Origin of the sequence: Agromyces sp. NPDC058126 (assembly GCF_042884595.1) — a bacterium.
Lineage (GTDB): Bacteria > Actinomycetota > Actinomycetes > Actinomycetales > Microbacteriaceae > Agromyces.
Genome location: NZ_JBHVTS010000002.1, coordinates 118009 through 141486 on the forward strand (window position 1 = coordinate 118009; position 23478 = coordinate 141486).

Consider the following 23478-nt stretch of genomic DNA (forward strand, 5'->3'; position numbering starts at 1 on the left):
TCGGCCCGCCCGGTAATCTGGGCGGATGACCACCGCTGCCGCGCCCGATCACCTGTTCCACTGGGTCGTGACCCTGAGCTGCACCGATGGCCCCGGCATCGTGCACGCGATCTCGGGCGCCGTCGTCGCCTCGGGCGGCAACATCACCGAGAGCCAGCAGTTCGCGAGCCTCGACACCGGGCGCTTCTTCATGCGCCTGCAGGTCGAGTCGCGGGCGACTCGCGCCGAGTTCGAGGCGGCGCTCGCCCCCGTGACCGAGCGCTGGAGCATGCAGTGGCACCTCGACGAGGTCGGGCGGCCGCTCCGCACGCTCGTGCTCGCCTCGACCGCGGGCCACTGCGTGAACGACCTGCTCTTCCGCCAGCGCGCGGGCCAGCTGCCGGTCGAGATCCCGCTCGTCCTCTCGAACCACGGCACGCTCCGCGACCTCGTCGACTTCTACGGCGTGCCGTTCGAATCGGCGGCCGTCACCGACGCCGCTGCGAAGGCCGAGTTCGAGCGACGCATCCTCGACGCGGTCGACGAGCACGACATCGAGCTCGTGGTGCTGGCTCGCTACATGCAGATCCTCTCCCCCGAGCTCTGCGAGGCCCTCGCCGGACGCTGCATCAACATCCACCACTCGTTCCTGCCGGGCTTCAAGGGCGCGAACCCCTACCGGCAGGCGCACGCGCGCGGGGTGAAGCTCATCGGTGCGACCGCCCACTTCGTCACGAGCGACCTCGACGAGGGGCCGATCATCGAGCAGAACGTCGTGCGCGTCGACCACTCGCGGAGCCCTGCCGAGCTCGTCGCGATCGGCCAGGACGAGGAGAGCCGCACGCTGAGCCAGGCGGTGAAGTGGTTCGCCGAGCGCCGGGTGCTGCTCGACGGAGCCCGCACCATCATCTTCCGCTGAGGCCCGGGTACGCTAGAGGGTTGTGAGCACCGCACCCGAGACCCCGCAGGCCCAGCCGAAGATCGGCCCGAACGACATCCTCCGGTTCTTCCTCGAACTGTTCGCCTTCGTGTCGCTCGGCATCTGGGGCTTCATGGCCTTCCCGCTGCCGTGGCCGGGCGTGCTCATCGGCATCGGGGCGCCGCTGCTCGCGATCGTCGCCTGGGCGCTGTTCATGTCGCCGAAGGCGGTCTTCCGCATCGATCCGTTCGGCAAGGCGCTCGTCGAGATCGCGATCTTCTCGGCAGCCGCGATCGGCTGGTGGATGCTGGGGCAGCCCGTCGTGGCGGTCGTCTTCGCCGTCGTGGCCGCCGTGAGCGGCATCATCAACGGCCGCAAGGAGCTCGCGGGCTGACTGCACCCCGCCCGCCTCAGGCGGGTCGGGCGCTCGACGCGGCCTCGGCGCCCGCCGCCGCCTCCGCATCGGCCACCGCATCGGCCTCCGCGTCGGATTCGGCACCGCCTGCCGTGCGGAAATGGCCGAGCACCGAGAGTAGGAGGCCCCCGACGGCCCAGCCCGCGAGCACGAGCCACGGGAACGTCGTGTCGGCGGCCGGGAAGTACGAGAGTTCGCGCACCAGGGTCGCGGCAGCCCCCGGCGGGAACCACTGGCCGACCTCGCCCCACGGCTCGGGCAGGAACTCCTTCGGCATCGCCGCCGCCGAGATGGGGTTCGCGAAGAGCAGCATGACGACGGGGCCGACGGCGATGCCCGCTCGCCCGATGAGCGCGACGAACCCGGTGATGGGCGCCGCGATCGCCGCGAGCGCGAGGGCGATCGCCGCGGCGTTCACCCAGTAGTCGCCCTGCAGTGCGCCGAACCACCCCTGCAGGATGGCGGTCAGTGCCAGTCCGCCGACGACGGCGTAGACGACGACGGCGAGCACCCGCCGCATCGCACCGATCACGGCGAGCGAGATCGCGATCCCGCCGAGCATGCCGCCGAGCACGAGCGGGAAGAGCGCGGCGGCGAGCCCGGTTCCGCGCGGGTCGCTCGAGGCGAGCGGCACCACGTCGGTGACGACGACGTCGATGTGGGGCGGGGCGGTCGGCGCCCCCGCAGCCGCGGCCGCCGCGGCGGCCTGGGCGTTGACGCCCTCCTCGAGCCCGCCGGCGACGCCGTTCAGCAGCTGCGCGACGACGGCGCTCGACGCCGAGGAGCTGAGCACCTCGGGCTCGGTGCCGAGCACGACGGCTCCGTACACCTCACGGGATTCGATCGCGTCGACGGCGGCCGAGCGGTCGTCGACCTCGATGAAGGCGATCGCGCCGGGCTGCTGCGCGTCGACCGCCTGCTCGGCGGCGTCGACGAGTTCGGCCGGCCCGGAGATCGCGATCGGCAGGTCCTTGGGCTCGGCCGTGACCGAGGGCCAGGCGAACGCCAGCACGATGACGGCGACGATCGCCGCGAGCGCCAGGCCGAGGCCGACGACCCGCCCGATCGGAGTGCGGGACTGCGTGGCATCCGTGTGCGCCATGATCTCCTCCGGAGTCTTACGAAAACGAACATTCGTTCTTTATAAGAATGCGCGCGCCTCCTATGCTTGTCAAGAACGATCATTCGGTTTTCCGAGCGGGAGGCGGCCGATGCCCAAGGTGAGCGACGAGTACCGCGCGGCGAGACGCGACGAGATCCTCGACGCCGCCCTGCGCGCCTTCTCCGCGAAGGGGCTCGATGGCGCCTCGATGGCCGACATCATCGCCGAGGCCGGGCTCTCCGCGGGGGCGATCTACGGGCACTTCCCGAGCAAGGTCGAACTGCTCGCCGCGGTCGCGCAGCGCACGCTCGGACAGCGGCGCCTCGAGGTCGCCGCCCGGCAGGAGGAGGGCGAGGCGCCGCTCACCCCCGGCGAGGTGCTCGCGACCGTGCTGCGCGGGATGCGCGCGCACTTCGACACCCGCCTGCTCGTGCAGCTCTGGGCGGCGGCCGCCACCGACACCGAGCTCGGCGACACCATCCGCGGCCCCGTCCGTGCGATCAGGGAGACCTTCAGCGACGCCATCCGGCCGTGGTTCCTCGCCAACTACCCCGCCGAGGAGGCCGAGGCCCGGCTCGCCCGCAGCGTGCCCATCATGATGGCGCTCGGCCAGGGGTTCATGATCCAGCGTCAGCTCTTCGACGACTTCGACGAGGAGGGCTACCTCGCCGAGCTCCCCGGGACGCTCCCCCACTGACGGGCGCGCGTCGCCGTTCCGCGCCCGACGTCTCCGAGAACGACGGATGCCTCGGGCGGCATCCCGCCCGAGGCATCCGTGTCGTTCGCAGCGGGCTAGATGCCCTGCCAGGCCGGCTTGTTGACCCAGGCGTGCCGGTAGTACTCGAGGTTTGCGAGGCGCGACGCGGCCGCCGCATCGACGATGACGGTCGCATGCGGGTGCAGCTGGATCGCCGAGCCCGGCTGGCTCGCGGACACGCCGCCCTCGACCGCCGCGGCGACGGCCTCGGCCTTCGCCTCGCCGAACGCGAGCAGCACGAGGTGACGGGCCCGCAGGATCGTGCCGATGCCCTGGGTGATGCAGTGCATGGGCACGTCCTCGGGCGAGTCGAAGAAGCGCGCATTGTCGACGCGGGTCGGCTCGGTGAGCGTCTTCACCCGCGTGAGCGAGGCGAGCGAGGAGCCCGGCTCGTTGAAGCCGATGTGGCCGGTGCGACCGATGCCGAGGATCTGCAGGTCGACGCCGCCGGCCGCGACGATGGCGGCCTCGTAGTCGGCGCCCGCATGCTCGATCGTCGCCGGGTCGCCGTTCGGCACCCGCACGAGCTCGGGCGTGAGGCCCAGCGGGTCGACGACCTCGCGGGTGATCACCGCGCGATAGCTCTCGGGATGCCCCGTGGGAAGGCCCACGTACTCGTCGAGCGCGAAGCCCCGCACCCCGCGAACGTCGATCGACTCCGCCGCGATGCGGGCGGCCAGCGCCCGATAGCTCGCCAGCGGCGTCGAGCCGGTCGCGAGACCGAGCACCGCATCGGGCTTCTGCCTGATCAGCGAGACGATCGAACCCGCGACGAGCTCGCCCGCCGCCTGCTCGTCTTCGACGACTACGACTTCTGCCATTGCGCAACTCCTACCAGGGCAGCGCCCACGGCGGCTGCCGGAAATCCGAGGGGAATGACCCGGACCCGCTCCGCGAGCCCGAGAGAGGCGAGGAACGCCGAATCGGCGGCCCACCCGTTCAGGATACGGCGAGTTCCGTCGACGAGCGGTTCGCCGAGGGCGGCGAGCCCGCCCCCGATCACGACCTCGTCGACATCGGTGGTGAGCACGAGCAGGCGGACCGCCGCTGCGACGCCGGAGAGGAAGCGTTCGCGGACGTCGGCCGCCTCGGCATCGCCCGCCTCCGCCCGGTCGAAGAGCTCACGGGCGGGCAGCTCGGCGTCGGACGTCCACATGCGCGCGATCGCCGACCCGGAGGCCACCGTCTCGAGGCAGCCGCGCTGGCCGCATCCGCAGAGCTCCCCCGCGGGGTCGATGGGGATGTGCCCGATCTCGCCCGCCACACCGTGGCCGCCGCGCAGCAGACGGCCGCCCTGCACGATTCCGGCAGCGAGGCCGGTGCCGAGGTTGAGGTAGGCCATCGAGCGGTCGGCCGACGGGGCCGCCGACCCCTCCGCGGCGAGGAGGTGATGCGCGCCGAGCGCCGCGGCCTTCACGTCGTTCTCGATGCGCACGTCGACGCCGAGCCGGTCGGTGAGCCGAGGCCCGAGGTCGAGCCCTTCGAGGCCGAGGTTCACCGCATGGGCGACCCGGCCGGTGATCGTGTCGACGGCACCGGGGATGCCGATGCCGATGGACGAGAACGCGCTCGCGCCGAGGCCCGAGAGCTCCGCCATCCGTTCGACGGTGGCGAGCGCCGTCTCGACGACGGCCTCGGCCCCGAAGCCGGTCGGCATGCGCACCTGGTCGCTCAGTTCACCGGTCTCGGCGAGCGCGACCGCCGCGGTCTTCGTGCCGCCGATGTCGATGCCGAGCCTCACCGCGCGGCCACTGGGGCGAGCGCGTCGTCGACGAACGCGAGCACCGCGTCGCCGAGGAGGCGCGAGGCGCCGTAGGTCGCCACGTCGGCGTAGCCGCGGTCGTGCGACGGCCAGCCCATGTCGATCGTCACGACGTCGTCGCGCACCGCGCGCAGCGCATCGATCGCCCGGCGGGCGAAGGCGTGGCGGTGCAGGTCCTTGCCGACGACGAGCACGGGCCCAGGGAGCCCGGCCGGATCGTCGAGCACCTCGCCGTGGGCGACCGGCACGAGGTCGGCGCGGCTGAGCCACGACGGCTGCGGGGCGACGGCCTCTGCGGCGAAGGGACCCCACGGTGCGACGCCGATGGCGATGTTCGCCACCGTGTCGATGCGCACGACCGCGCCGATCCCAGAGGCACCGAGCAGACGCCCGCGCACGGCGTCGGCGACCTCGAAGGAGGCCACCACCCGGGCGATCTCCTCGTCGTCGTGCGCGGGTTCGATCACGTCGGGGGCAGCAGGACCCGCGGGCACGGCGGGAGCGGTCGCGGCGAGCGCGCGCACGCGGGCCGCGGCGTCCCGGACCCGTTCGGCCGGCAGTCGCCCGGACTCGATCGCCTCGGCGATCGCCGCGGCGATCTCGCCGAGCTGCTCGTCGGAGTTGTTCGCCCCGATGCAGAGGAGGTCACAACCGGCGGCGAGGGCGCGCACTGCGGCTTCGGGGATGCCGTGCGCGCCGCTCGCCCCCTTCATGTCGAGGGCGTCGGTGACGATGACCCCCTCGAAACCCAGCTCCCCGCGGAGCAGGCTGTGCAGGATGTGCGGGGAGAGGGTGGCCGGAGCCTCCGCATCGAGCTGCGGGAGCAGGATGTGGGAGGTCATGATCGTGCGGGCGCCCGCGGCGATCGCCGCACGGAACGGGACGAGCTCGCGCTCCTGCAGCGTCTCGAGCGGCACGTCGACGACGGGCAGCGCGAGGTGGGAGTCGGTCGCCGTGTCGCCGTGGCCCGGGAAGTGCTTGGCGCTCGCGGCGATGCCGGTCTGCTGGAGCCCTTCGACCCAGGCGCCCGAGTGGCGGGCGACGAGCTGGGGGTCGTCTCCGAAGCTGCGCACGCCGATGACGGGGTTGTCGGGGTTGGCGTTGACGTCGACATCGGGGCCGAACGTCACGGTGCAGCCGGTCGCCGCGAGGGCGCGGCCCACCTCGGCCGCCACCCGGCGGGTCAGCTCGAGCTCGTCGATGCGGCCGAGCACGGCGTTGCCCGGGAAGGGGGCGCCGCGGTCGTAGAAGAGGCGGGTGACGTCGCCGCCCTCCTCGTCGATCGCGATGACCGCATCGGGGTTCGCCCCACGGAGGCGCTCGTTGAGCGCGCGCAGCTGCTCGGGGTCGACGACGTTCTCGCCGAAGAGGCACACGCCGCCGAGGCCGTCGCGCAGTCGCGCGAGCACCCAGTCGGGGGCGACCGGGCCGTCGAAGCCCGGCAGCAGGGTCGTCAGGATGTCCCGGTGCAGCTGTGCGGCCGCACCGGTGGAGGTCACGGCGCTCATCCCTTGACGGCTCCGTTCACGAGGCCGCCGACCATGCGGCCCTGCACGAAGAGGAAGAAGATGACGACGGGGAGGGCGATGAGCGTCGAGCCGGCCATCACCGCGCCCCAGTTCGTCGCCTCGGTGGCGGACTGGAACGAGTTCAGCCACGGCGGCAGGGTGAGGTTGTAGCCCTTGAGCAGGAGGAGCGCCATCAGGAACTCGTTCCAGCTCTGGATGAACGCGAAGATGCCGGTGGAGACGAGCGCGGGCGCCATGAGCGGGAAGGTGACCTTCCAGAACGCCTGCGCCTTGGTGCAGCCGTCGATCATGGCTGCCTCCTCGAGCTCGGCCGGCACGCCCTTCACGAAGCCGCGCAGGGTCCAGATCGTGAACGGCACGACCGCGGCCAGGTGCACGATGAACAGGCCGAGCAGCGTGTTCATGAGGCGCCAGTCGTCGATCATGTTGTAGATCGTGAACATCATCGCCTCGCCGGGCACCATCTGCACGACGAGCACGGCGATGATGAAGAACACCCGGCCACGGAAGGCGAATCGCGCGAGGGCGATCGACGCGAGGAAGGCGAGGATCGCACAGACGACGACGACCGCGAGTCCGACCGTGATGCTCGAGATGAGCGCGTGCGGGAAGTCGGTCTGGCCCGGCGCCGCCTCGCGGGTCCACGCCGTGATGTAGTTCTTGAACGTGAAGTCGAGCGGCAGCAGGCTCGGGTTGCGGCTGATGATCTGGTTCGACGGGGTGAACGACATGTTCACCATCCAGTAGACCGGGAAGATCGAGGACACGATGATGACGAGTGCCCAGAGGTTGAGGCCGAGGCGGCCCAGGAGGCCCCTGCGTCGGCCGGCGCGGCGGCCGAGCCGGCCTCCGTCGCCGATCGTAGTGGCGGCGCGGGTCTCCGCCGCGATCGATCCGGGCTCTTCGGCGAGCTGCATTCCAGGACTGATGCTCACAGCTCTTCATCCTTCAGGGAGTTGCGGACGTTGAAGTAGGAGATGGCCATGAGCAGGATCACCATGAACACGCCGATGGCGGCCGTGGTGCCGAACTCGCCGAGCCCCTGTCGGAACAGGTAGGTCGGCAGCACGTTGGTCTCGCTCGCGAGGCCGCCCTGCTGCTGCAGGGCGTACACCTGCGTGAAGATGCGCAGGTTCCAGATGGTCTCGAGCACGAGCACGGCCGTGATCACGTTGCGCATGTACGGCAGGACGATGAGCCGGAAGCGCTGCCACGCGCTGGCGCCGTCGAGCGAGGAGGCCTCGATGACCTCCTCCGGCACCTGGCCGAGTCCGGCGTAGAAGGTGATCGCGGCGAAGGGGATGCTCTGCCACGTGACGATGATGACGAGCACCATCATGAAGGACCAGGGGTTCTCGAGCCAGCCGTGACCGCGCCAGTCCTGCGTGCCGGTGATCGTGTTGAGGGCCCAGTTGATGACGCCGTAGTCGGTGTCGAACATCCAGCCCCACACGACGGTGGCGGCCAGCGGCGGCATCGCCCAGGCGAAGAGGAGCGAGACCGAGACCGCGAGGCGCCAGGCCTTCGAGAGCTTCGTCATCGTCAGCGCGATGAGCATGCCGAAGACGACGATGAGCGTCGTGAGCACGACCATGAGGCCGAGGCTCCGGGCGAGCACCTGGGGGAACTGCGAGTCGGTGAAGATCTCGATGTAGTTGTCGAACCCGACGAAGTCGGGCGAGGTGCCCAGCATCTTGTTCTTGATCTCGAGGTTCGTGAACGAGGTGACGAGCATCACGATCGTCGGGTAGACGACCATCACGACGAGGAGGGCGATGCTCGGGGCGAGCAGCGCCCAGGGGGCCCACTGCACCGGCTTCTTCTTGCGAGGCCCTGTGGGGGCGCCCTTGGGGGGACGGGGCGGTTTCGTGTTCGGCGTGCGCGGCGTTGCGTCAGGCTCGGCGAGGGTTGCGCTCATGGCTCTTCCTCCGGGTGTCCGCGGGGGGACGCGGGGTATGACTGATGGTACGTCTCGCGGCACCGGCGCCGTTCGAGTTCGTTGCAGGGAAGCGGGGGCGGAGCTGTGTGGGACTCCGCCCCCGCCGGGCTCAACAGGCTAGCTGTTGAGGATCTCCTCGATCTGCGCGTCGAGGTCGGCCGCGATGGCCGCCACGTCGCCACCCTGGGCGATCTTCACGAGCGCCTCCTGGATGATCTGCGCAGCCTCGACCTCGGCCCACTTCGGGGTGGTCGGGGTCACCTTCGAGTTCTCGAGGGCGACGGCCTGGGCCTTCGCGATCTCGGTGTCGGGCAGGTTCGCCGCCGAAGCGGTGAGGCCCGGGGTCAGGCCACCGGCGGCCAGGAGGTCCTGGTAGCCGGCGCTCGCCATGATGTCGAGCGCGGCGCGAGCCTGCTCGGGGTTCGCGCTCTTCGTCGCGACCGCCACGTTCGAGCCGCCCGCGAAGATCGGGGCGGTCTCGCCGGCCTCGAGGCCCGGCAGCGCGAACGCCGTCAGGTCGGAGCCGTAGGTGTCGGGGCAGCCGGGCGCCTCGGCGTCGGCGGGAGCGGTGATCGACCACTGCACCCACGCGGGAGCCGAGAGGAAGACGTCTTCACCGGCGCAGAACGGAACCTGCGGGTCGGTCTCGTCGCCGTCCTTCGCCGCGTTCGACGCGTTGAGGTAGACGTCCTGGAGCTGGGTCAGGCCTTCGACGCCGCCGTCGCTGGAGAAGCCGGCCTTCCACTCGTCGCCGTCCTGCTCGGCGATGAATCCGCCGTGCGCCCAGACGTAGGGAAGCGCGTTGTACCAGTCGCGACCCGGAGCCCAGATGCCCGAGACCGTGTCGGTGCGACGCTCCTTGCCCGTGGCGACGTACTCGTCGAGCGTCGTGGGGACGGGGGTGTCGCCGAGGATCTGCTTGCTGTAGAACACGATGCGGCCACCGGCGTAGTACGGCGCGGCGTAGAGCTCGCCGTCGTAGGTCGCCGACTCGACGAGACCGGGCAGGTAGTCGTCGCTCGCGAAGTCGTCGAGCGGGAGGAAGAGGCCCTGGTCGGCGAAGCTCGCCGTCTGGGTGTTGCCGACCTCGACCACGTCGGGCGAGTCGTTCGACTGGAGCGCAGCTGCGTAGGTGTCGCTCACGTCGGCCCAGGTCTTCTCCTCGACCGTGAGGGTCCAACCGTCGTTCTCCGACTCGAAGGTGTCCTTGAGGTAGGCGCGAGCGTCCTCAGGGGTGTCGCTGCCGACGACCCAGACGGTGATGTCGCCACCGTCGGCCGACTCGTTCCCACCACCGGTGCTGCAACCGGCGAGGGTCAGGGCAGCCGCGGCGCCGAGCGCCACAATGCCGAGTTTCCTCATTTGTCGTTTCCTTTCATGGGGGTGGGGAAACAGCGGGGGTTCGCTGTCACCCTTGGTGCGTGGAGTCCCTCACGAGACTCCGAGTTGTCCGGAGAGGACCATGACGGCCGCGCCGCGGAGGACGATGTCCTCAGCCTGCTCGGACATCCGGAGCCTCAGATCACGGTTGAGTTCCGCCATCGTCCGCTTCCGGAGAGTGTCGACGGTCGCCTCGTGGAAGGCTCCGTCGAGCAGATCGGCGGGGCCGCTGAGCACGACCTCCGTCAGATTGAGGGCGCCGACGACCGGCGCGAGCACGATGCCGAGCCGGCGGCCGGCCTCGCGCAGGATCTCGTCGCGCTCGGCTGCGGCCTCGTCGAGCTGCGCCCGGAGGCGGGGCTCGGCGACCCAGGCTTCGAGGCATCCGTCCTTGCCGCACGCGCAGCGCGGGCCGCCGTCGGTGCCGACGACGACGTGGCCGATCTCGCCGGCGGCGAATCCGCCGCCGATGACGGGGCGGCCCCCGACGATGAGTCCGGCGCCGACGCCGTGGCCGACCTTGACGAGCAGCAGCTCGCCCGGGGCGGTCTCGCCGTGCTCGGCGAGGATCGCGACGTTCGCGTCGTTCGCGACGTGCACGGGGAGGTCGGTGCGGGCGGCGAGCCGCTCCTGGAGCGGCAGGTCGACCCAGCCGAGGTTGGGGGCCGAGCGCACGACGCCGAGCGGGTCGACGACGCCGGGCGAGCCGACGCCGATGCCGAGCACCGGGATCGTCGCGAGCGCGAGTAGCCGGTCGACGAGCGTCTCGACGAGCCGGGCGGCGTCCTCGCCGGTCGCACCGTCGCGGGCGAGCTCGGCGCGCCGGGCGATGGTGCCGTCGAGCGCGGTGACGGCCCCGCGGAAGACCTCGTGCTCGGAGAGGTCGAGGCCGATGATCTGGAACGCGTCGCGGGCCACGTCGATGAGGGTGGCGGGCTTGCCCGGCCGGGCGTCCTCGCGCTGGCCGAGTTCGACGACGAGCCCTTCGGAGATGAGCTCGGCGACGAGGTCGGAGACCGTGACGCGCGTGAGGCCCGTCTCGCGGGCGATGTCGGCGCGGCTCTGGGCGCCCGAGCTGTAGAGCGTCTGCAGGACGAGCGCACGGTTGTGGCTGCGCGCGTGCTCGGGAAGCACCTTGCCGGTGGGCCGGAGGGCGCGTGAGCGGGTGAAGATCGGGGCGCCGGCGAACGGCACGGTGAGCAGGTCGGAATGCGCCACCGAGGTGGGGGGCGTCGGCTCCGTGGTGACCGGGCCTCGCTGCGCATCCGTTGCAGTCACGTTTGTTAGTAAACCTTACGAACAAACCAGACGCAAGTGCTCGACACGACTTCGTGGGTGCGTTACCGATTCGTGATCTACGCGACGGTGAGGCGTGATTCGGATGACTCGGCCGCGACCTCGCGCTTGGCGTCGAGCCGTCCGCCGATCGCGCGCAGGGCGGCCAGGATCGCGATGAGGTCGACCACCTCCTGGAGCAGCGCGCCGATCGTCGCGGGGATCACGCCGAAGGCCGCGATCACCATGAGGCCCACGCTCACGATGATCCCGATCCAGATGCTCTGCAGGGCGATGCGCACCGTGTCGCGTCCGATCTCGACGGCTTTCGCGGTCCGCGAGATGTCGTCGACGAGGATGACCGCCGAGGCGGACTCGCTCGCCGCCGTCGCCCCCTTCGCCCCCATCGCGATGCCGACGTCGGCGGCCGCGAGCACGGGGGCGTCGTTCACGCCGTCGCCGACCATGATCACGGGTCGCGCGGCCACCGCGGCGACCTCGCGCACCTTGTCGCCCGGCAGGCAGTCGGCGCGCACCTTGGTGATGCCGAGCTCCGCCGCGATGTGGTCGGCCGTCGCCTGCGCGTCGCCGGTCAGCATCATCGTGTCGTGCACGCCGAGCTCGTCGAGCCTGGCGAGCGTCGCCTTCGCGTTCGCCCTGAGACGGTCGCTCGCGAGCAGGGCGCCGGCGTAGCGCCCGTCGACCGCGACGTACACGGCGAGCTCCCCGGGCGCGATCGCGGTGCGACTCGCCTCGGGCGCCTGCGCCTGCACGAACGCGAACTTGCCGACGACCACCTCGCGGTCCCCGAGCTTCGCCGTCACCCCGTTCGTGGCGGCCTCGCGCGCCCACTCCGCCTCCGCGAGCGGCAGCCCCTGCTGCTTCGCCGCGTCGATCATCGACGCCGCGAGGACGTGGGAGGAGTACTGCTCGGCCGAGGCGACCAGGCCGAGCAGCTCGTCGGCCGAGAAGCCGGACTCGGGCCTGATCGCCACGAGCCTCGGCGCGCCGTGGGTGAGCGTGCCCGTCTTGTCGAAGACCGCGGTCTTCGCCCGCGCGAGCAGCTCGAGCACTCCCCCGCCCTTGACGATCACGCCGTTGCGCGCGGCCCGGCTCATCCCGCCGATGAACGCGACGGGCGCGGCGATGAGCAGCGGGCACGGCGTCGCGAGCACGAGCACCTCGGCGAATCGCACCGGGTCGCCCGACGCCCACCAGGCCACGCTCGCGAGCGCGAGCGAGAACACCGTGAAGGGCACGGCGTAGCGATCGGCGAGCCGCACGACGGGCGCCTTCGACTCGGCGGCCTGCGCGACGAGCGCGACGATCTGCTGGTACTGGCTGTCGCCGGCCGTCGCCGTGGCCACGATCTCGATCGCCGACTGCCCGTTCACCGATCCGCTCAGCACGGCGTCGCCGCGCTGCTTCTCGACCGGCACGCTCTCGCCCGTGAGCGACGACTCGTCGAAGGCGGCCTCGGCCGAGTGCAGTTCGCCGTCGACGGGCACGATCTCGCTCGGCCGCACGAGCAGGCGATCGCCCGGCCGTACCTCGTCGACGTGCACGTCGACGAGGTCGTCGCCGTCGAGGCGGTGCGCGAGCTGCGGCGAGCGCGTCAGCAGCGCGTCGAGCTCGCGCTTGGCACGGCGGTTCGCGTAGTCCTCGAGCGCGGCGCCGCCCGTGAGCATCAGCACCACGAGGAGCGCGGCGATGTACTCGCCGACGAGCACCGTCGCGACGATCGCGGTGATGGCGAGGATGTCGAGGCCCCAGTGGCCGCGGAGGATGTCGCGGACCATGCCGACGGCCTGCCATGCGGCGACGGCGAGCGCGTAACCGCTGAAGATCCACGGCACGGCCGCACCCGCGCCGGCGAGCGCGAGCACGATGCCGAGCACCCCGATCGCGAGCGTCAGCGTGACGACCCAGTAGCGACGTGCGAGCTTCAGGATGCGAGCCATGCTCCCATCCTGCCCTGCGGGCCTGCGCTTCCCGGGGAAGCACGACGAAGGGCGGATGCTCGGAAGCATCCGCCCTTCGGATCGTTCACCGCGACCGCGGCGCCGACGAACTACGCGCCGAGGCGCGCCTTGAGGTTCGCGTCGATCGAGTTCAGGAACTCCTCGGTCGTCTGGTAGCCCTGCTCGGGGCCGACGAGGAGCGCGAGGTCCTTCGTCATCGCACCCGACTCGACCGTCTTGATGACGACGTCCTCGAGGGTCGCCGCGAACTCGATGAGCTCCTGGTTGCCGTCGAGCTTGCCGCGGTGCGCGAGGCCGCGCGTCCAGGCGTAGATCGAGGCGATCGGGTTGGTCGAGGTGGGCTTGCCCTGCTGGTGCTGGCGGTAGTGGCGCGTGACGGTGCCGTGCGCCGCCTCGGCCTCGACGACCTTGCCGTCGGGCGTCGCGAGGACCGAGGTCATGAGGCCGAGCGAGCCGAAGCCCTGCGCGACGGTGTCGGACTGCACGTCGCCGTCGTAGTTCTTGCAGGCCCAGACGTAGCCGCCCTCCCACTTGAGCGAGGCGGCGACCATGTCGTCGATGAGGCGGTGCTCGTAGGTGAGGCCGGCCTCGTCGAACTTCGCCTTGAACTCGGTGTCGAAGACCTCCTGGAAGAGGTCCTTGAAGCGGCCGTCGTACGCCTTGAGGATGGTGTTCTTCGTCGAGAGGTAGACGGGGTAGTTGCGCGAGAGGCCGTAGTTGAGCGAGGCGCGCGCGAAGTCCTTGATCGACTCGTCGAGGTTGTACATGCCCATCGCGACGCCCGAGCCGGGCGACTGGAAGACCTCGAACTGCTGGGGCTCCGAGCCGTCCTTCGGGGTGAAGGTCATCGTGAGGGTGCCCTCGCCCTCGAAGCGGAAGTCGGTGGCGCGGTACTGGTCGCCGAAGGCGTGGCGGCCGACGATGATCGGCTTGTTCCAGCCGGGCACGAGGCGGGGGATGTTCGAGATGATGATCGGCTCGCGGAAGATCACGCCGCCGAGGATGTTGCGGATCGTGCCGTTGGGCGAACGCCACATCTTCTTGAGGCCGAACTCCTCGACGCGCGCCTCGTCGGGCGTGATCGTGGCGCACTTGACGCCGACGCCGTGCTTCTGGATCGCGTGGGCCGCGTCGACCGTGATCTGGTCGTCGGTCTCGTCGCGCTTCTGGATCGAGAGGTCGTAGTACTCGAGGTTCACGTCGAGGTACGGGTGGATGAGCTGGTCCTTGATGGCCTGCCAGATGATGCGGGTCATCTCGTCGCCGTCGAGCTCGACGACCGTGCCTTCAACCTTGATCTTGGACAAGTTGAGTTCTCCTTGGATCTCTCGGGGAATTTGAGGAAGTCTCGTGGGCGGACACGCCGTCTGCCAGCTTACCGCGTCGGCAGAATATCTCGACATCGAGACAACGAGCGACGGACGGCGCCGCGCCCTGCGCCTCTTGGGGACGAACCCCGAGCGGTATTCAGGGTGGATTCAGGGTCACCCCGGCTACCCGTGCGCAGGAATCACGGGTTAGCCTTGGCGCTATGGCTGAGCTGAGACTGGAAGATCTGTCCGCGTCGAACATCGTGGCCGCGAACACACTGTCGCTGAAGCCCGGCCAGGAGCAGTTCATCGCGCCGGTCACCTACTCGGCTGAGGCCTCCGTCGTGAACCCCGAGACCGCCTGGCAGCGCGTCGCCCTCCAGGGCGAGCGGGTCGTCGGCTTCATCCACGGCAACTTCGACCCCGAGAACGCCCACGAGGAGTTCCGCGCCTGCATCTGGCGCATCAACGTCGACGCCGACGTGCAGGGCAAGGGCGTCGGCCGCTTCCTCGCGACCGCCCTCGCCGAAGAGGCCAAGCGCCGCGGCTTCGACCGCATCACCGTGCTGTGGGAGCCCGGCGACCAGGGCCCCGAGGCGTTCTTCCACCGCGTCGGCTTCGTCGACGTCGGCGAGACCGCCTACGGCGACGTGATCGGCGCGCTCGAGCTCTGAGGCTAGTGGTCCGCGCACTCCCCGAGCAGCCGCCCGGGTTCGTCGACGCGGTGCTCGCCGTCGTCGACGACATCCCGGCGGGCTGCGTCGCCACCTACGGCGACGTCGCGGCGATGCTCGGCTCGCGCGGCGCGCGCGCCGTCGGCCAGGTGATGGCGAGATACGGCGCGGATGCCCCGTGGTGGCGCGTCATCCGGGCGGGCGGGCGTCCGCCCGCAGGGCACGCCGAGCGGGCCCGCGCGCACTACGAACGCGAGGGCACCCCGCTGCGCCCCTCCGCCGACGACGACGGCTACCGCGTCGATCTCGCCGCGGCGCGCTGGCGGCCCTGACCGGACGCCGAACCGGGTCGCCGGGTCGCCGGGCCGTCTGGCCGTCGGGCCGTCGGGCCGCGCATCGGGCCCGCGATCACCCGGTGACGACGACCGGGATGCGCACCGTGATCGTCGTTCCCGCGCCCGCGGGGCTCTCGATCGTCAGCTCGCCGCCGACCGCGTCGACCCGGTCGGCGATGCCGAGCATTCCGCTGCCCTCGGGCGAGGCGCCGCCGACGCCGTTGTCGCGGACGACGAGCTCGAGCGTGCTGTCGACGAGGTGCGCACGGACCCAGCCGCGGGTCGCCTGGGCGTGTTTGGCGACGTTCGCGAGCGCCTCGGCCACGACGAAGTACGCCGTCGACTCGATCACCTCGGGCAGCCGGCCCTCGGCCTGCACGTCGATCTCGACGGGCACCGGGCAACGGCCGGCGAGCTCGGGCACGGCGAGCGCGAGCCCGCCCGAGGAGAGCAGCGAGGGGTGGATGCCGTGGGCGAGCTCCCGAAGCTCCTTCAGGGCGTCGTTCAGCATGGAGATGTTGCCGTCGAGCTCGACGCCGAGCGGCTCGACCCCGCGGTCGCGCGCCTGGTTCGCGGCGAGCCGCAGTCGCATGCCGAGCGAGACGAGGTGCTGCTGCGCGCCGTCATGGAGGTCGCGTTCGATGCGGCGCCGCGCCTCGTCGCCGGCCTCGACGATGCGCGCACGCGACTGGCGCACCTGCTCGAGGGTGCGCTCGATCTCGGAGCGGAGGCGGCCGTTGTCGACCGAGAGCCGGAGTGCGCTGGACACCCCGTCGAGCAGGCGCATGTTGTCGGTGAGCACCCGGTCGTGCCGGATGAGCGCGATCGGCATTCCCGTCGGGGAGGCGACCGGGAGCAGGCTGTGGTCGCCGTTGCGGTCGGCGGGGTCGTGTTCGATGGGCTCGCCCGAGGCATCCGCGTACCGGCCCCGCTCCTCGTCCCACCAGTAGACCCTGACCGAGGCGTCGCGGAGGGTGCGCGCGAGCGACTCGGCCCAGAGTCCGCGGTCGGCGCCCTCACGGGTGATGCGCATCAGGTCGGCGACGCGGGCGCGCATGTTGCGCGTGTGCGAGATGCCTGCGACGAAGCTGACCGGGATCGAGGCGATCGCGACGAGCGACACGGTCGCGAGCACCTGCGGCGCGGTCGCGTTCGCCGCGTACGTCACGGCCTGCGCGGCGAGCGTCGTCGCCCAGGCGAGCAGCGCCACCGGCATGAGGAACGCCACGGTGCGGGCGGGCACGCTGCCGCGGATCCAGCGCACGAGGAACCGTCCGGCGATGACGAGCGCGAGGAGCACGCCGATGAGGCGGTAGCCGATGTCGATCGCCCCGGCCACGACGGGGGCGTCCATGATGCGGTAGGGGTTCGGGGCGCAGTCGCAGAGCGCCGCGGGCGGCTCGGCGAGGAGCACGGTGCCGAGCAGGTACCCGACCGAGGCTACGAGCGCGATGGCCCCGAGCACGCGTGCGAGGCGGTCGCCGAAGTCGCCGCGCGGATAGAGCAGCACGAGAATGCCCGTGAGCAGCCCCCACCAGAGGTGCACGCCGTAGAGCAGCGGCCAGAGCCATCCGAGGTCCTCGATGACCCGGAGGAAGGTGAGCGGGATCCACACGACCGGGAAGAGCACCATGAGGCGCGCGGGCACCCGGGAGGGCCCGATCGCCCAGGCGACGCCCGCACAGGCCGCGAACACGAGCGGCACGATCGCGTGCAGGGTGATGTAGCTCACCTCGGGGCGCTCGGACTCGGGGGACACGAGGAACCCCGTGATCTCCATCGTGAGGCTCAGCACGACCACCGACGCGATCGCGATCGTGCGCTTGATGATCCGGCCGCGTCGGCCGGGCGCCATCACCTCGCGCCGAGGAGCGTCAGCACCGCGAGCACCCGCCGGTGGTGTTCGGGCGACTCCTCGAGGTCGAGCTTCTGCAGGATCGAGCGGACGTGAGTCTCGACCGTCTTCAGGCCGAGGAAGAGGGTCTGCGCGATGCCGCCGTTCGAGTACCCCTGGGCCATGAGCTCGAGCACCGATCGTTCGCGCTCGGTGAGCCGCGACAGCGGGTCGTCGGCGCGGGTGCGCTGCACGAGCTGCTCGACCACCTCGGGGTCGACGACCGACCCGCCCGAGGCGACCGTCTCGACGGCGCGGACGAGCGTCTGCGGTTCGGAGACCCGCTCCTTCAGGAGGTAGCCGGTGCCGCTGCCGGCACCCATCACGCGCAGGGCGTACTCGGGGGTCGCGTACATCGAGAGCAGCAGGACGCCGATCGTCGATCCGCTCGCGCGGAGCGACTCGAGCGCGAGGATGCCCTCGTCGCGGTAGCTCGGCGGCATGCGGATGTCGAGCACGGCCGCATCGACACCGCCCTCGCGCACGACCTCGACGAGCTCTTCGCCCGTCCCGACCGAGGCGACGACCTCGAGCCCTCCGCCCTCGAGCACCTTCGCGATGCCCTCGCGGAGGAGGAGCGCGTCGTCGGCGATGGCGACCCGCAACGGTCGAGACGTCTCGTCGTCCATGGGCACCTCCCCTCCGCCGACTCGGGCAGCGAACCCATTCGATTCGAGCCGTGAAACGGGCACGGGCGACCGAACCGGTCGCCCCCGCCTGTCGTGAGCGTATCGCGTTCGGCACCCGCGCCGCTCCCCCGATTCAGGGGGTACCCGGATCCCATCGGCCGCTCGACGTGGCAGGCTGCCCGTGCGACGTGCGTGCCGACGGGTGCTCAGGGTGCGCACCCAGCCGGATTCGTGGTCGCTCCTGATCCGGACGGGGAGCCGTTCGGCGAGCATCGTTCCCATGTTCGGCGCAACTCTCTCCCCCATCCCCACGCAGGAGCGCACCCGGCGCTCCGAGCCCCGACGCCGCCGCGCCCTGCCCGCCCCCGAACTCCCGCCGCGTCGCGAGCTCGTCCGCCGCGAACTCGCCGCCGACGCCGCCCGCATCCGACTCACGGAGCTCGTCGAGGTCCACGGCAGCCCGCTGCTGGTGCTCGACACCGATCGGATCGCGACGCGACTGCTCGCACTGCGGCGCGAGCTGCCCGGTGTGCACCTCCACTTCGCGCTCGGCGCGCTCCCGCACCCCGCCGCGATCCGGGCGGTGCACGCATTCGGGGCGGGCTTCGACGTCGCCTCGCGAGGCGAGATCACGCTGCTCGAACGGGAGGGCATCCCGCTCCGGCACGTCGTGCACGTCGACCCCGTCAAGCGGGTCGACGATCTCACGAGCGCCTACCTCCGCGGAATCAGGACGTTCGTCGTCGACGCCACCTCGGAGGTCGCGAAGTTCGCAGGGCTCCCCCGCGATGTCGCGGTGCTCGTGCGCCTCGCCTTCCCCGGCCGTGGGGCAGGGTCGGCGGCCGGGCCGGCGGCCGGCTCCGGCGTCACCGTCGAGGCGGCACCCGCACTGGTGGCCCACTGCCGACGGGTCGGGCTCCGCGTCGCCGGCTTCACCTTCCACCTCGGCGACCGGCAGCGGGACCCGGCGGTCTGGGAGCATGCGATCCGCGGCACGCTCGCACTCGTCCGCGCGCTCGAGCGCCGGCACGGCACCCGCTTCGAGATGCTCGACCTCGGCGGCGGGCTCCCCCTCGCCGACGACGCCGCGGCGGACTTCGACGCGGTCGCCTCAGGCATCCGGGGCGCGCTCACGGGAGCGCCCGCGCACCTGCGGATCGTCATCGCCCCCGGCCGGTTCGTCGCCGCACCGGCCATGACCCTCGTGGCGCGCGTCGTCGGCGGCGCAGAGCGCCCAGACGGCCGATGGCTCGCCCTCGACGGAGCGCCGCACGACCTGCTCCCGGCGCTGCGGCAGGGCGGAACCGGTCCGCTCGTCTTCGCCGCCGAGGAGCTCGCCAGCCAGCCGGTGCACGACGACGCGGCAGAGCGCGCGACCCGTCGGCTCCTCACCCGGCATCGGGTGCCGACGACGCTCGCCGGCCCCACGAACGACCGCCGCGACGTCCTCGCCCGCTCCCAGCCGCTGCCGCCGCTCGGCATCGGCGACCTCGTCGTGAGCCCGGCGATGGGGGCGTACGCGCTCCAGTCCGTGATCGGATTCGACGGCAGCGCGATCGCCCCCGTGGTGGTCGTGCCCCAGTGAGGCGATCGGCGCACGAACGACGGATGCCTCGCGCCCCGAGTGGGCGCGAGGCATCCGTCATGCCGCGGTCGCGGTGCGCCGTCGGCGCGAGGCGCTCAGACCAGCGAGTCCCGCCAGGCGGCGTGCAGCGCCGCGAAGCGCCCGGTGCCGCCGATGAGCTCGCCAGGTGCGCCGTCCTCGACGATGCGGCCGTGCTCCATGACGAGCACCCGGTCGGCGATCGCGACCGTCGAGAGGCGGTGCGCGATGATGACCGCGGTGCGGTCGGCGAGGAGCTTCGTCAGTCCCTCCTGCACGAGCCGCTCGCTCGGGATGTCGAGCGAGCTCGTCGCCTCGTCGAGGATCAGCACGGCCGGGTTCGCGAGGAACGCGCGGGCGAACGAGATCAGCTGCCGCTGCCCCGCGCTCACCCGGCCGCCGCGCTTGTTCACGTCGGTGTCGTACCCGTTCGGCAGGCCCTCGATGAACTCGTGCGCGCCGACCGCCTGCGCCGCCCGCACGATCTCGTCGAAGGTCGCGTCGGGCTTTCCGAGCGCGATGTTGTCGGCGACCGAGCCCGAGAAGAGGTACGCCTCCTGCGTGACCATGACGATCGCGCGCCGCAGGTCCTTCGGGTGGAGGTCACTGAGGGTCACGCCGTCGAGCGAGACCACGCCGTCGCTCGGGTCGTAGAAGCGCGCGATGAGCTTCGCGAGCGTCGACTTGCCGGCGCCGGTCGACCCGACGAGGGCGATGGTCTGCCCGGCCGGGATGTCGAGGTCGAAGCGCGGCAGGATGACCCGGCCCTGCGTGTACGCGAACTCGACGCCGTCGAAGCGAACCCGGCCCTCCGCGTTCCAGAGGTCGACGGGCTTCACCGGGTCGGGCACGCTCGGCTCCTCCTCGAGCACGCCCGAGATCTTCTCGAGCGCGGACGAGGCCGACTGGTACCCGTTGTAGAACATCGCGAGGTCCTCCATCGGGTCGAAGAACCGCTTGGTGTAGAGCACCGCTGCGAGCAGCACGCCGACCTCGAGGCTGCCGTCGATGACTCGGAAGCCGCCGAGCACGATCGTCACCGCGACCGCCGCGTTGCCGATGAGCGCGAGGCCCGGGTTGAACACGGCGAAGAGGCCCAGCACCTTCGCGTTGACGTCGCGGTAGTCCTCCACGAGGCCGCCGAACTCCTGCTCGTTGCGGCGCTCCTTGCGGAACGCCTGCACGGCGCGGATGCCCGTCATGGTCTCGACGAACTGCACGATGAGCTTCGCCGACGCCACCCGCGAACGCCGGAACAGCGTCTGCGAGCGGACCTGGAACCAGCGGGTCAGGATGCTGAGGGGGATGAGCGCGACGAGCAGCACGAGCCCCGACTGCCAGTCGAGCAGCAGGAGCGCGATCGCGGTGAACACCATGTACATGAGGCCGCGCACGAGCATCGTGAGCCCCTCGTCCATCAGCTCTCGGATGGCGTCGAGGTCGCTCGTCTGGCGCGAGATGATGCGGCCCGAGGTGTACGACTCGTGGAACTCGAGCGAGAGCTTCTGCGTGTGCAGGAACACCCGGGTCCGCAAGTCGATGAGCACGGCCTGGCTGATCCGCGCCGACAGCCGGATGTACGCCGAGATGAGGAAGGCGCCGACGAGCCCCGTGAGCAGGTACGCGAGTCCGGCGAAGGCCGCGGGCATCCAGTCCTGCGCCATCAGCGCCGGGATGCCCTGGTCGATGCCGTAGGCGATGATCGCGGGGCCGGCGACCTGCGCCGCCGACGAGACGACGACCGCGGCCGCGGTCAGCCAGAGCTTGCGCTGCTGGGGTCGCAGGAGCGAGCCCAGCAGGCGCCGCGAACGGGCGCGGATGTGCCGCGACTCCGCCTTCGAGTAGTCGTTGCGTTCTTCTCCCTGCACGCCGGTGACGCTCATGATGCCGCCTCCTCACGCATCGAATCGGATGCTTCGTCCGCATCGCCTCCGCCGTGGCGACGCTCGTCGTCCTCGAGGCTCGAGATGACGAATCGGTAGTGGTCGCTCTCACGGAGCAGTTCGGAATGGGTGCCGACCGCGGTCACGCGGCCCGCTTCGAGCAGCGCAACCCGGTCGGCGAGCATGACCGTCGACGGGCGGTGCGCCACGATGAGCGCGGTGGTGTCGGCGAGCACCGAGCGGAGCTCGGCCTCGACCCTCGCCTCGGTCGCCACGTCGAGCGCGGACAGCGGGTCGTCGAGCACGAGCACCGCGGGCTTGGCCGCGACCGCGCGGGCGAGCGCGAGCCGCTGCCGCTGGCCTCCGGAGAGGCTCATGCCCTCTTCGCCGACCTTCGTGTCGACGCCCTCGGGGAGGTCGTAGGCGAAGCCGGCCTGCGCGATGCGCAGCGCCTCGTCGAGCACCCGCTCGGCCTCGGCCTTCACGGCGGGCTCGTCGCCCGCGAGCTCGGGGCGGCCGAGCAGCACGTTCTCGCGCACGGAGGCGCTGAACAGCGTCGCGTCCTCGAAGGCCATCGCGATGTGACGGCGCAGTTCTTCGCGGGTGAACGCCCGGACGTCGACGCCGTCGAGCTCGACCGATCCGCCCGTGACGTCGTAGAGGCGGGTGGTGAGCGCGGTCATGGTCGTCTTGCCCGAACCGGTGAGCCCGACGAGCGCCATCGTCTCGCCCGGCTCGACCACGAGGTCGACGCCGTCGAGCAGGTCGCCGAAGCGTTCGGGCGAGTCCTGGTAGCGGAAGTGGACGCCCGTGAAGGCGAGCTCGCCGCGCGGCCGCTCGTCGTGCCGCGGCTCGGCCGGGTCGACGATCGTGTTCTCGCTGTCGAGGATGTCGAAGAAGCGATCGGTCGCGGTGCGCGCGTCGAGCGCGAAGGCGAGCATGAAGCCGATCGACTCGATCGGCCACGCCAGCACCGCCGCCGTCGCGAAGAACGCGACGAGCTCGCCCACCGTGAGCTGCCCGTTCGCGGCGAGCCAGATGCCGACCACGAGGCAGAGCGCGAGCGCCACCGTCGGCACGACCATGATCCAGACCCAGATGTTCGCGTCGAGGCGGGCCTTCTCGATCTCGGTGCGGCGCAGCGACTCGGCCTGCGCCCGGAAGCTCGAGAGGGCGTGCTTGCCACGGCCGAACGCCTTGAGGACGCGGATGCCGTGCACCGACTCCTCGACCGCCGTGGCGAGGTCGCCCTGCTGGTCCTGGCTGAGCCGCGACTTCTCGGAGTAGCGCCCCTCGAACCGCCAGCCCGCCCACCACAGGGGCAGCGAGCAGACGAGGAAGATGAGCCCGAGCAGCCAGTTCATCGACATGAGGATGCCGACGCCGACGACGATGATCACGAGGTTCGCGCCCGTCAGCACGAGCCCGAACGAGAGCCAGCGGCGGATGAGGCCGAGGTCGCTCACCGCGCGCGAGAGCAGCTGGCCGCTCGGCCAGCGGTCGTGGAAGCTCACCGGCAGGTCCTGCAGCTTCGCGTAGAGGGCGTTGCGCATGCGCGCCTCGACCTTCGTGCCGGGGCCGACCACGAGCCAGCGCCGCAGGGCGTAGAGGAGCGCCTCGGCGGCGCCGAGGCCGAAGACGAGCAGTGCGAGCGGCACGACCGCCGAGGCGTCGCCGTCGGCGAGCGGCCCGTCGACGATCTGCTGGAGGACCTGCGGGATCGTCAGCGCGATGAGCTGCGCGACGAGCGCCGCGGCCATGCTCGCGGCGAACGCCGGCATCGCCGGCCCCGCGTATTCGCGCAGGCGCCAGAGCGCGCGGAGCGCCCCGAGCTGCTCGTGCGCGGGTGGTTCGGTCGCAGCGGGCTGCTGCGGCTGGACGGTGTCGGACAAAGCCGGATTCCTCTCGGAGGGTGGCCGGTCGGGGTCGCGGCAGGGCGACGACCGGCGGAGAAACGAACGGAGAACGTGGACGCGGAACGCGTCGGGCGCGGAACGGCCGCGCAACGTGCAGGCTGAGCGCCTGCGGGGCTGTCGGGGGCGCTACCCCGCGGACCGCGCGACCGGGGACGTACGGCGGGCAGCGCCATCGACCGCGACCTGGCGGGCGTT

20 protein-coding genes are annotated in these 23478 nt (G+C 71.4%); 6 read left to right on the top strand and 14 right to left on the bottom strand.

Translation table 11 applies throughout. From position 1 onward, the window contains the following. The first annotated feature begins 25 nt into the window (after positions 1-25). On the top strand, positions 26-898 hold the full coding sequence (purU, locus tag ACFVTR_RS05785) for a formyltetrahydrofolate deformylase (protein WP_387035548.1): 873 nt from the start codon (positions 26-28) through the stop codon (positions 896-898). A 22-nt stretch (positions 899-920) separates the two neighbouring features. Beyond that, the gene (locus ACFVTR_RS05790; protein WP_376944419.1) at positions 921-1292 is read left to right on the top strand and encodes a YrdB family protein; all 372 of its coding nucleotides are present in this window, start codon (positions 921-923) and stop codon (positions 1290-1292) included. A 16-nt stretch (positions 1293-1308) separates the two neighbouring features. Here the strand turns inward: ACFVTR_RS05790 and ACFVTR_RS05795 are convergent, their stop codons facing one another. Then, positions 1309-2415 carry an ABC transporter permease gene (locus tag ACFVTR_RS05795; protein WP_387035550.1) on the bottom strand — a complete coding sequence of 369 codons (1107 nt, stop codon included), beginning with the start codon at positions 2413-2415 and terminating at the stop codon, positions 1309-1311. A 109-nt stretch (positions 2416-2524) separates the two neighbouring features. Here ACFVTR_RS05795 and ACFVTR_RS05800 point away from each other — a divergent pair, with 109 nt between their 5' ends. Continuing rightward, on the top strand, positions 2525-3112 hold the full coding sequence (locus ACFVTR_RS05800; RefSeq protein ID WP_387035552.1) for a TetR/AcrR family transcriptional regulator: 588 nt from the start codon (positions 2525-2527) through the stop codon (positions 3110-3112). A gap of 95 nt (positions 3113-3207) precedes the next feature. On the opposite strand, the gene ACFVTR_RS05805 is transcribed toward ACFVTR_RS05800, so the two are convergent. The 9 genes from ACFVTR_RS05805 to ACFVTR_RS05845 all read right to left on the bottom strand — a co-directional run bounded on the left by ACFVTR_RS05805 (position 3208) and on the right by ACFVTR_RS05845 (position 14346). Continuing rightward, positions 3208-3993 (bottom strand): glucosamine-6-phosphate deaminase, encoded by a 786-nt coding sequence (locus tag ACFVTR_RS05805; protein ID WP_387035554.1) that lies wholly within the window; start codon positions 3991-3993, stop codon positions 3208-3210. Continuing rightward, on the bottom strand, positions 3978-4913 hold the full coding sequence (locus ACFVTR_RS05810) for an ROK family protein (protein ID WP_387035557.1): 936 nt from the start codon (positions 4911-4913) through the stop codon (positions 3978-3980). The genes ACFVTR_RS05805 and ACFVTR_RS05810 overlap by 16 nt, the downstream gene beginning before the upstream one ends. Beyond that, on the bottom strand, positions 4910-6442 hold the full coding sequence (locus tag ACFVTR_RS05815; RefSeq protein ID WP_387035559.1) for a glycoside hydrolase family 3 N-terminal domain-containing protein: 1533 nt from the start codon (positions 6440-6442) through the stop codon (positions 4910-4912). Before ACFVTR_RS05815 ends, ACFVTR_RS05810 begins: the two co-directional genes overlap by 4 nt. After that, entirely contained in the window at positions 6439-7398 is a 960-nt protein-coding gene (locus tag ACFVTR_RS05820; protein WP_387035561.1) for a carbohydrate ABC transporter permease, read from the bottom strand. The genes ACFVTR_RS05815 and ACFVTR_RS05820 overlap by 4 nt, the downstream gene beginning before the upstream one ends. Continuing rightward, positions 7395-8381 carry a carbohydrate ABC transporter permease gene (locus ACFVTR_RS05825; RefSeq protein WP_387035563.1) on the bottom strand — a complete coding sequence of 329 codons (987 nt, stop codon included), beginning with the start codon at positions 8379-8381 and terminating at the stop codon, positions 7395-7397. Before ACFVTR_RS05825 ends, ACFVTR_RS05820 begins: the two co-directional genes overlap by 4 nt. A 138-nt stretch (positions 8382-8519) precedes the next feature. Beyond that, a complete protein-coding gene (locus ACFVTR_RS05830; protein ID WP_387035566.1) occupies positions 8520-9764 on the bottom strand; it encodes an extracellular solute-binding protein in 1245 nt (414 codons plus the stop codon). 69 nt (positions 9765-9833) lie between these two features. Next, on the bottom strand, positions 9834-10985 hold the full coding sequence (locus ACFVTR_RS05835) for an ROK family protein (RefSeq protein WP_387036591.1): 1152 nt from the start codon (positions 10983-10985) through the stop codon (positions 9834-9836). 152 nt (positions 10986-11137) lie between these two features. After that, entirely contained in the window at positions 11138-13018 is a 1881-nt protein-coding gene (locus ACFVTR_RS05840) for a heavy metal translocating P-type ATPase (RefSeq protein WP_387035567.1), read from the bottom strand. Positions 13019-13128: 110 nt separating this feature from the next. Further along, positions 13129-14346, bottom strand: coding sequence for an NADP-dependent isocitrate dehydrogenase (locus ACFVTR_RS05845; protein WP_387035569.1), 1218 nt, complete (start codon positions 14344-14346; stop codon positions 13129-13131). 224 nt (positions 14347-14570) lie between these two features. On the opposite strand from ACFVTR_RS05845, the gene ACFVTR_RS05850 reads away from it, so the two are divergent. After that, positions 14571-15023 carry a GNAT family N-acetyltransferase gene (locus ACFVTR_RS05850; protein WP_376944408.1) on the top strand — a complete coding sequence of 151 codons (453 nt, stop codon included), beginning with the start codon at positions 14571-14573 and terminating at the stop codon, positions 15021-15023. A 5-nt stretch (positions 15024-15028) separates the two neighbouring features. Further along, positions 15029-15355: an MGMT family protein gene (locus tag ACFVTR_RS05855; protein WP_387035571.1), complete on the top strand. Its 327-nt coding sequence runs from the start codon at positions 15029-15031 to the stop codon at positions 15353-15355. Between the two features lie 76 nt (positions 15356-15431). Here ACFVTR_RS05855 and ACFVTR_RS05860 read toward each other — a convergent pair whose 3' ends face one another. Beyond that, the gene (locus tag ACFVTR_RS05860; RefSeq protein ID WP_387035573.1) at positions 15432-17213 is read right to left on the bottom strand and encodes a sensor histidine kinase; all 1782 of its coding nucleotides are present in this window, start codon (positions 17211-17213) and stop codon (positions 15432-15434) included. Then, complete coding sequence (locus ACFVTR_RS05865) at positions 17213-17881, bottom strand: response regulator (protein ID WP_387035575.1); 669 nt, start codon at positions 17879-17881, stop codon at positions 17213-17215. The genes ACFVTR_RS05860 and ACFVTR_RS05865 overlap by 1 nt, the downstream gene beginning before the upstream one ends. A gap of 280 nt (positions 17882-18161) precedes the next feature. On the opposite strand from ACFVTR_RS05865, the gene ACFVTR_RS05870 reads away from it, so the two are divergent. Beyond that, positions 18162-19466, top strand: coding sequence for a type III PLP-dependent enzyme (locus ACFVTR_RS05870; RefSeq protein ID WP_387035577.1), 1305 nt, complete (start codon positions 18162-18164; stop codon positions 19464-19466). 95 nt (positions 19467-19561) lie between these two features. Here ACFVTR_RS05870 and ACFVTR_RS05875 read toward each other — a convergent pair whose 3' ends face one another. Both ACFVTR_RS05875 and ACFVTR_RS05880 read right to left on the bottom strand, forming a co-directional pair. Continuing rightward, on the bottom strand, positions 19562-21367 hold the full coding sequence (locus tag ACFVTR_RS05875; protein ID WP_387035579.1) for an ABC transporter ATP-binding protein: 1806 nt from the start codon (positions 21365-21367) through the stop codon (positions 19562-19564). Next, entirely contained in the window at positions 21364-23148 is a 1785-nt protein-coding gene (locus tag ACFVTR_RS05880) for an ABC transporter ATP-binding protein (RefSeq protein ID WP_387036593.1), read from the bottom strand. Before ACFVTR_RS05880 ends, ACFVTR_RS05875 begins: the two co-directional genes overlap by 4 nt. Positions 23149-23478: the final 330 nt, after the last annotated feature.

Bases quoted from the DNA above. Each gene is read 5' to 3' on its own strand.
- ACFVTR_RS05825 (WP_387035563.1), bottom strand. From the start codon at position 8,381: ATGAGCGCAACCCTCGCCGAGCCTGACGCAACGCCGCGCACGCCGAAC.
- ACFVTR_RS05840 (WP_387035567.1), bottom strand. From the start codon at position 13,018: ATGGCTCGCATCCTGAAGCTCGCACGTCGCTACTGGGTCGTCACGCTG.
- ACFVTR_RS05870 (WP_387035577.1), top strand. From the start codon at position 18,162: ATGTTCGGCGCAACTCTCTCCCCCATCCCCACGCAGGAGCGCACCCGG.
- ACFVTR_RS05800 (WP_387035552.1), top strand. From the start codon at position 2,525: ATGCCCAAGGTGAGCGACGAGTACCGCGCGGCGAGACGCGACGAGATC.
- ACFVTR_RS05860 (WP_387035573.1), bottom strand. From the start codon at position 17,213: ATGGCGCCCGGCCGACGCGGCCGGATCATCAAGCGCACGATCGCGATC.
- ACFVTR_RS05850 (WP_376944408.1), top strand. From the start codon at position 14,571: ATGGCTGAGCTGAGACTGGAAGATCTGTCCGCGTCGAACATCGTGGCC.
- purU (WP_387035548.1), top strand. From the start codon at position 26: ATGACCACCGCTGCCGCGCCCGATCACCTGTTCCACTGGGTCGTGACC.
- ACFVTR_RS05865 (WP_387035575.1), bottom strand. From the start codon at position 17,881: ATGGACGACGAGACGTCTCGACCGTTGCGGGTCGCCATCGCCGACGAC.
- ACFVTR_RS05815 (WP_387035559.1), bottom strand. From the start codon at position 6,442: ATGAGCGCCGTGACCTCCACCGGTGCGGCCGCACAGCTGCACCGGGAC.
- ACFVTR_RS05830 (WP_387035566.1), bottom strand. From the start codon at position 9,764: ATGAGGAAACTCGGCATTGTGGCGCTCGGCGCCGCGGCTGCCCTGACC.
- ACFVTR_RS05805 (WP_387035554.1), bottom strand. From the start codon at position 3,993: ATGGCAGAAGTCGTAGTCGTCGAAGACGAGCAGGCGGCGGGCGAGCTC.
- ACFVTR_RS05795 (WP_387035550.1), bottom strand. From the start codon at position 2,415: ATGGCGCACACGGATGCCACGCAGTCCCGCACTCCGATCGGGCGGGTC.
- ACFVTR_RS05875 (WP_387035579.1), bottom strand. From the start codon at position 21,367: ATGAGCGTCACCGGCGTGCAGGGAGAAGAACGCAACGACTACTCGAAG.
- ACFVTR_RS05880 (WP_387036593.1), bottom strand. From the start codon at position 23,148: ATGCCGGCGTTCGCCGCGAGCATGGCCGCGGCGCTCGTCGCGCAGCTC.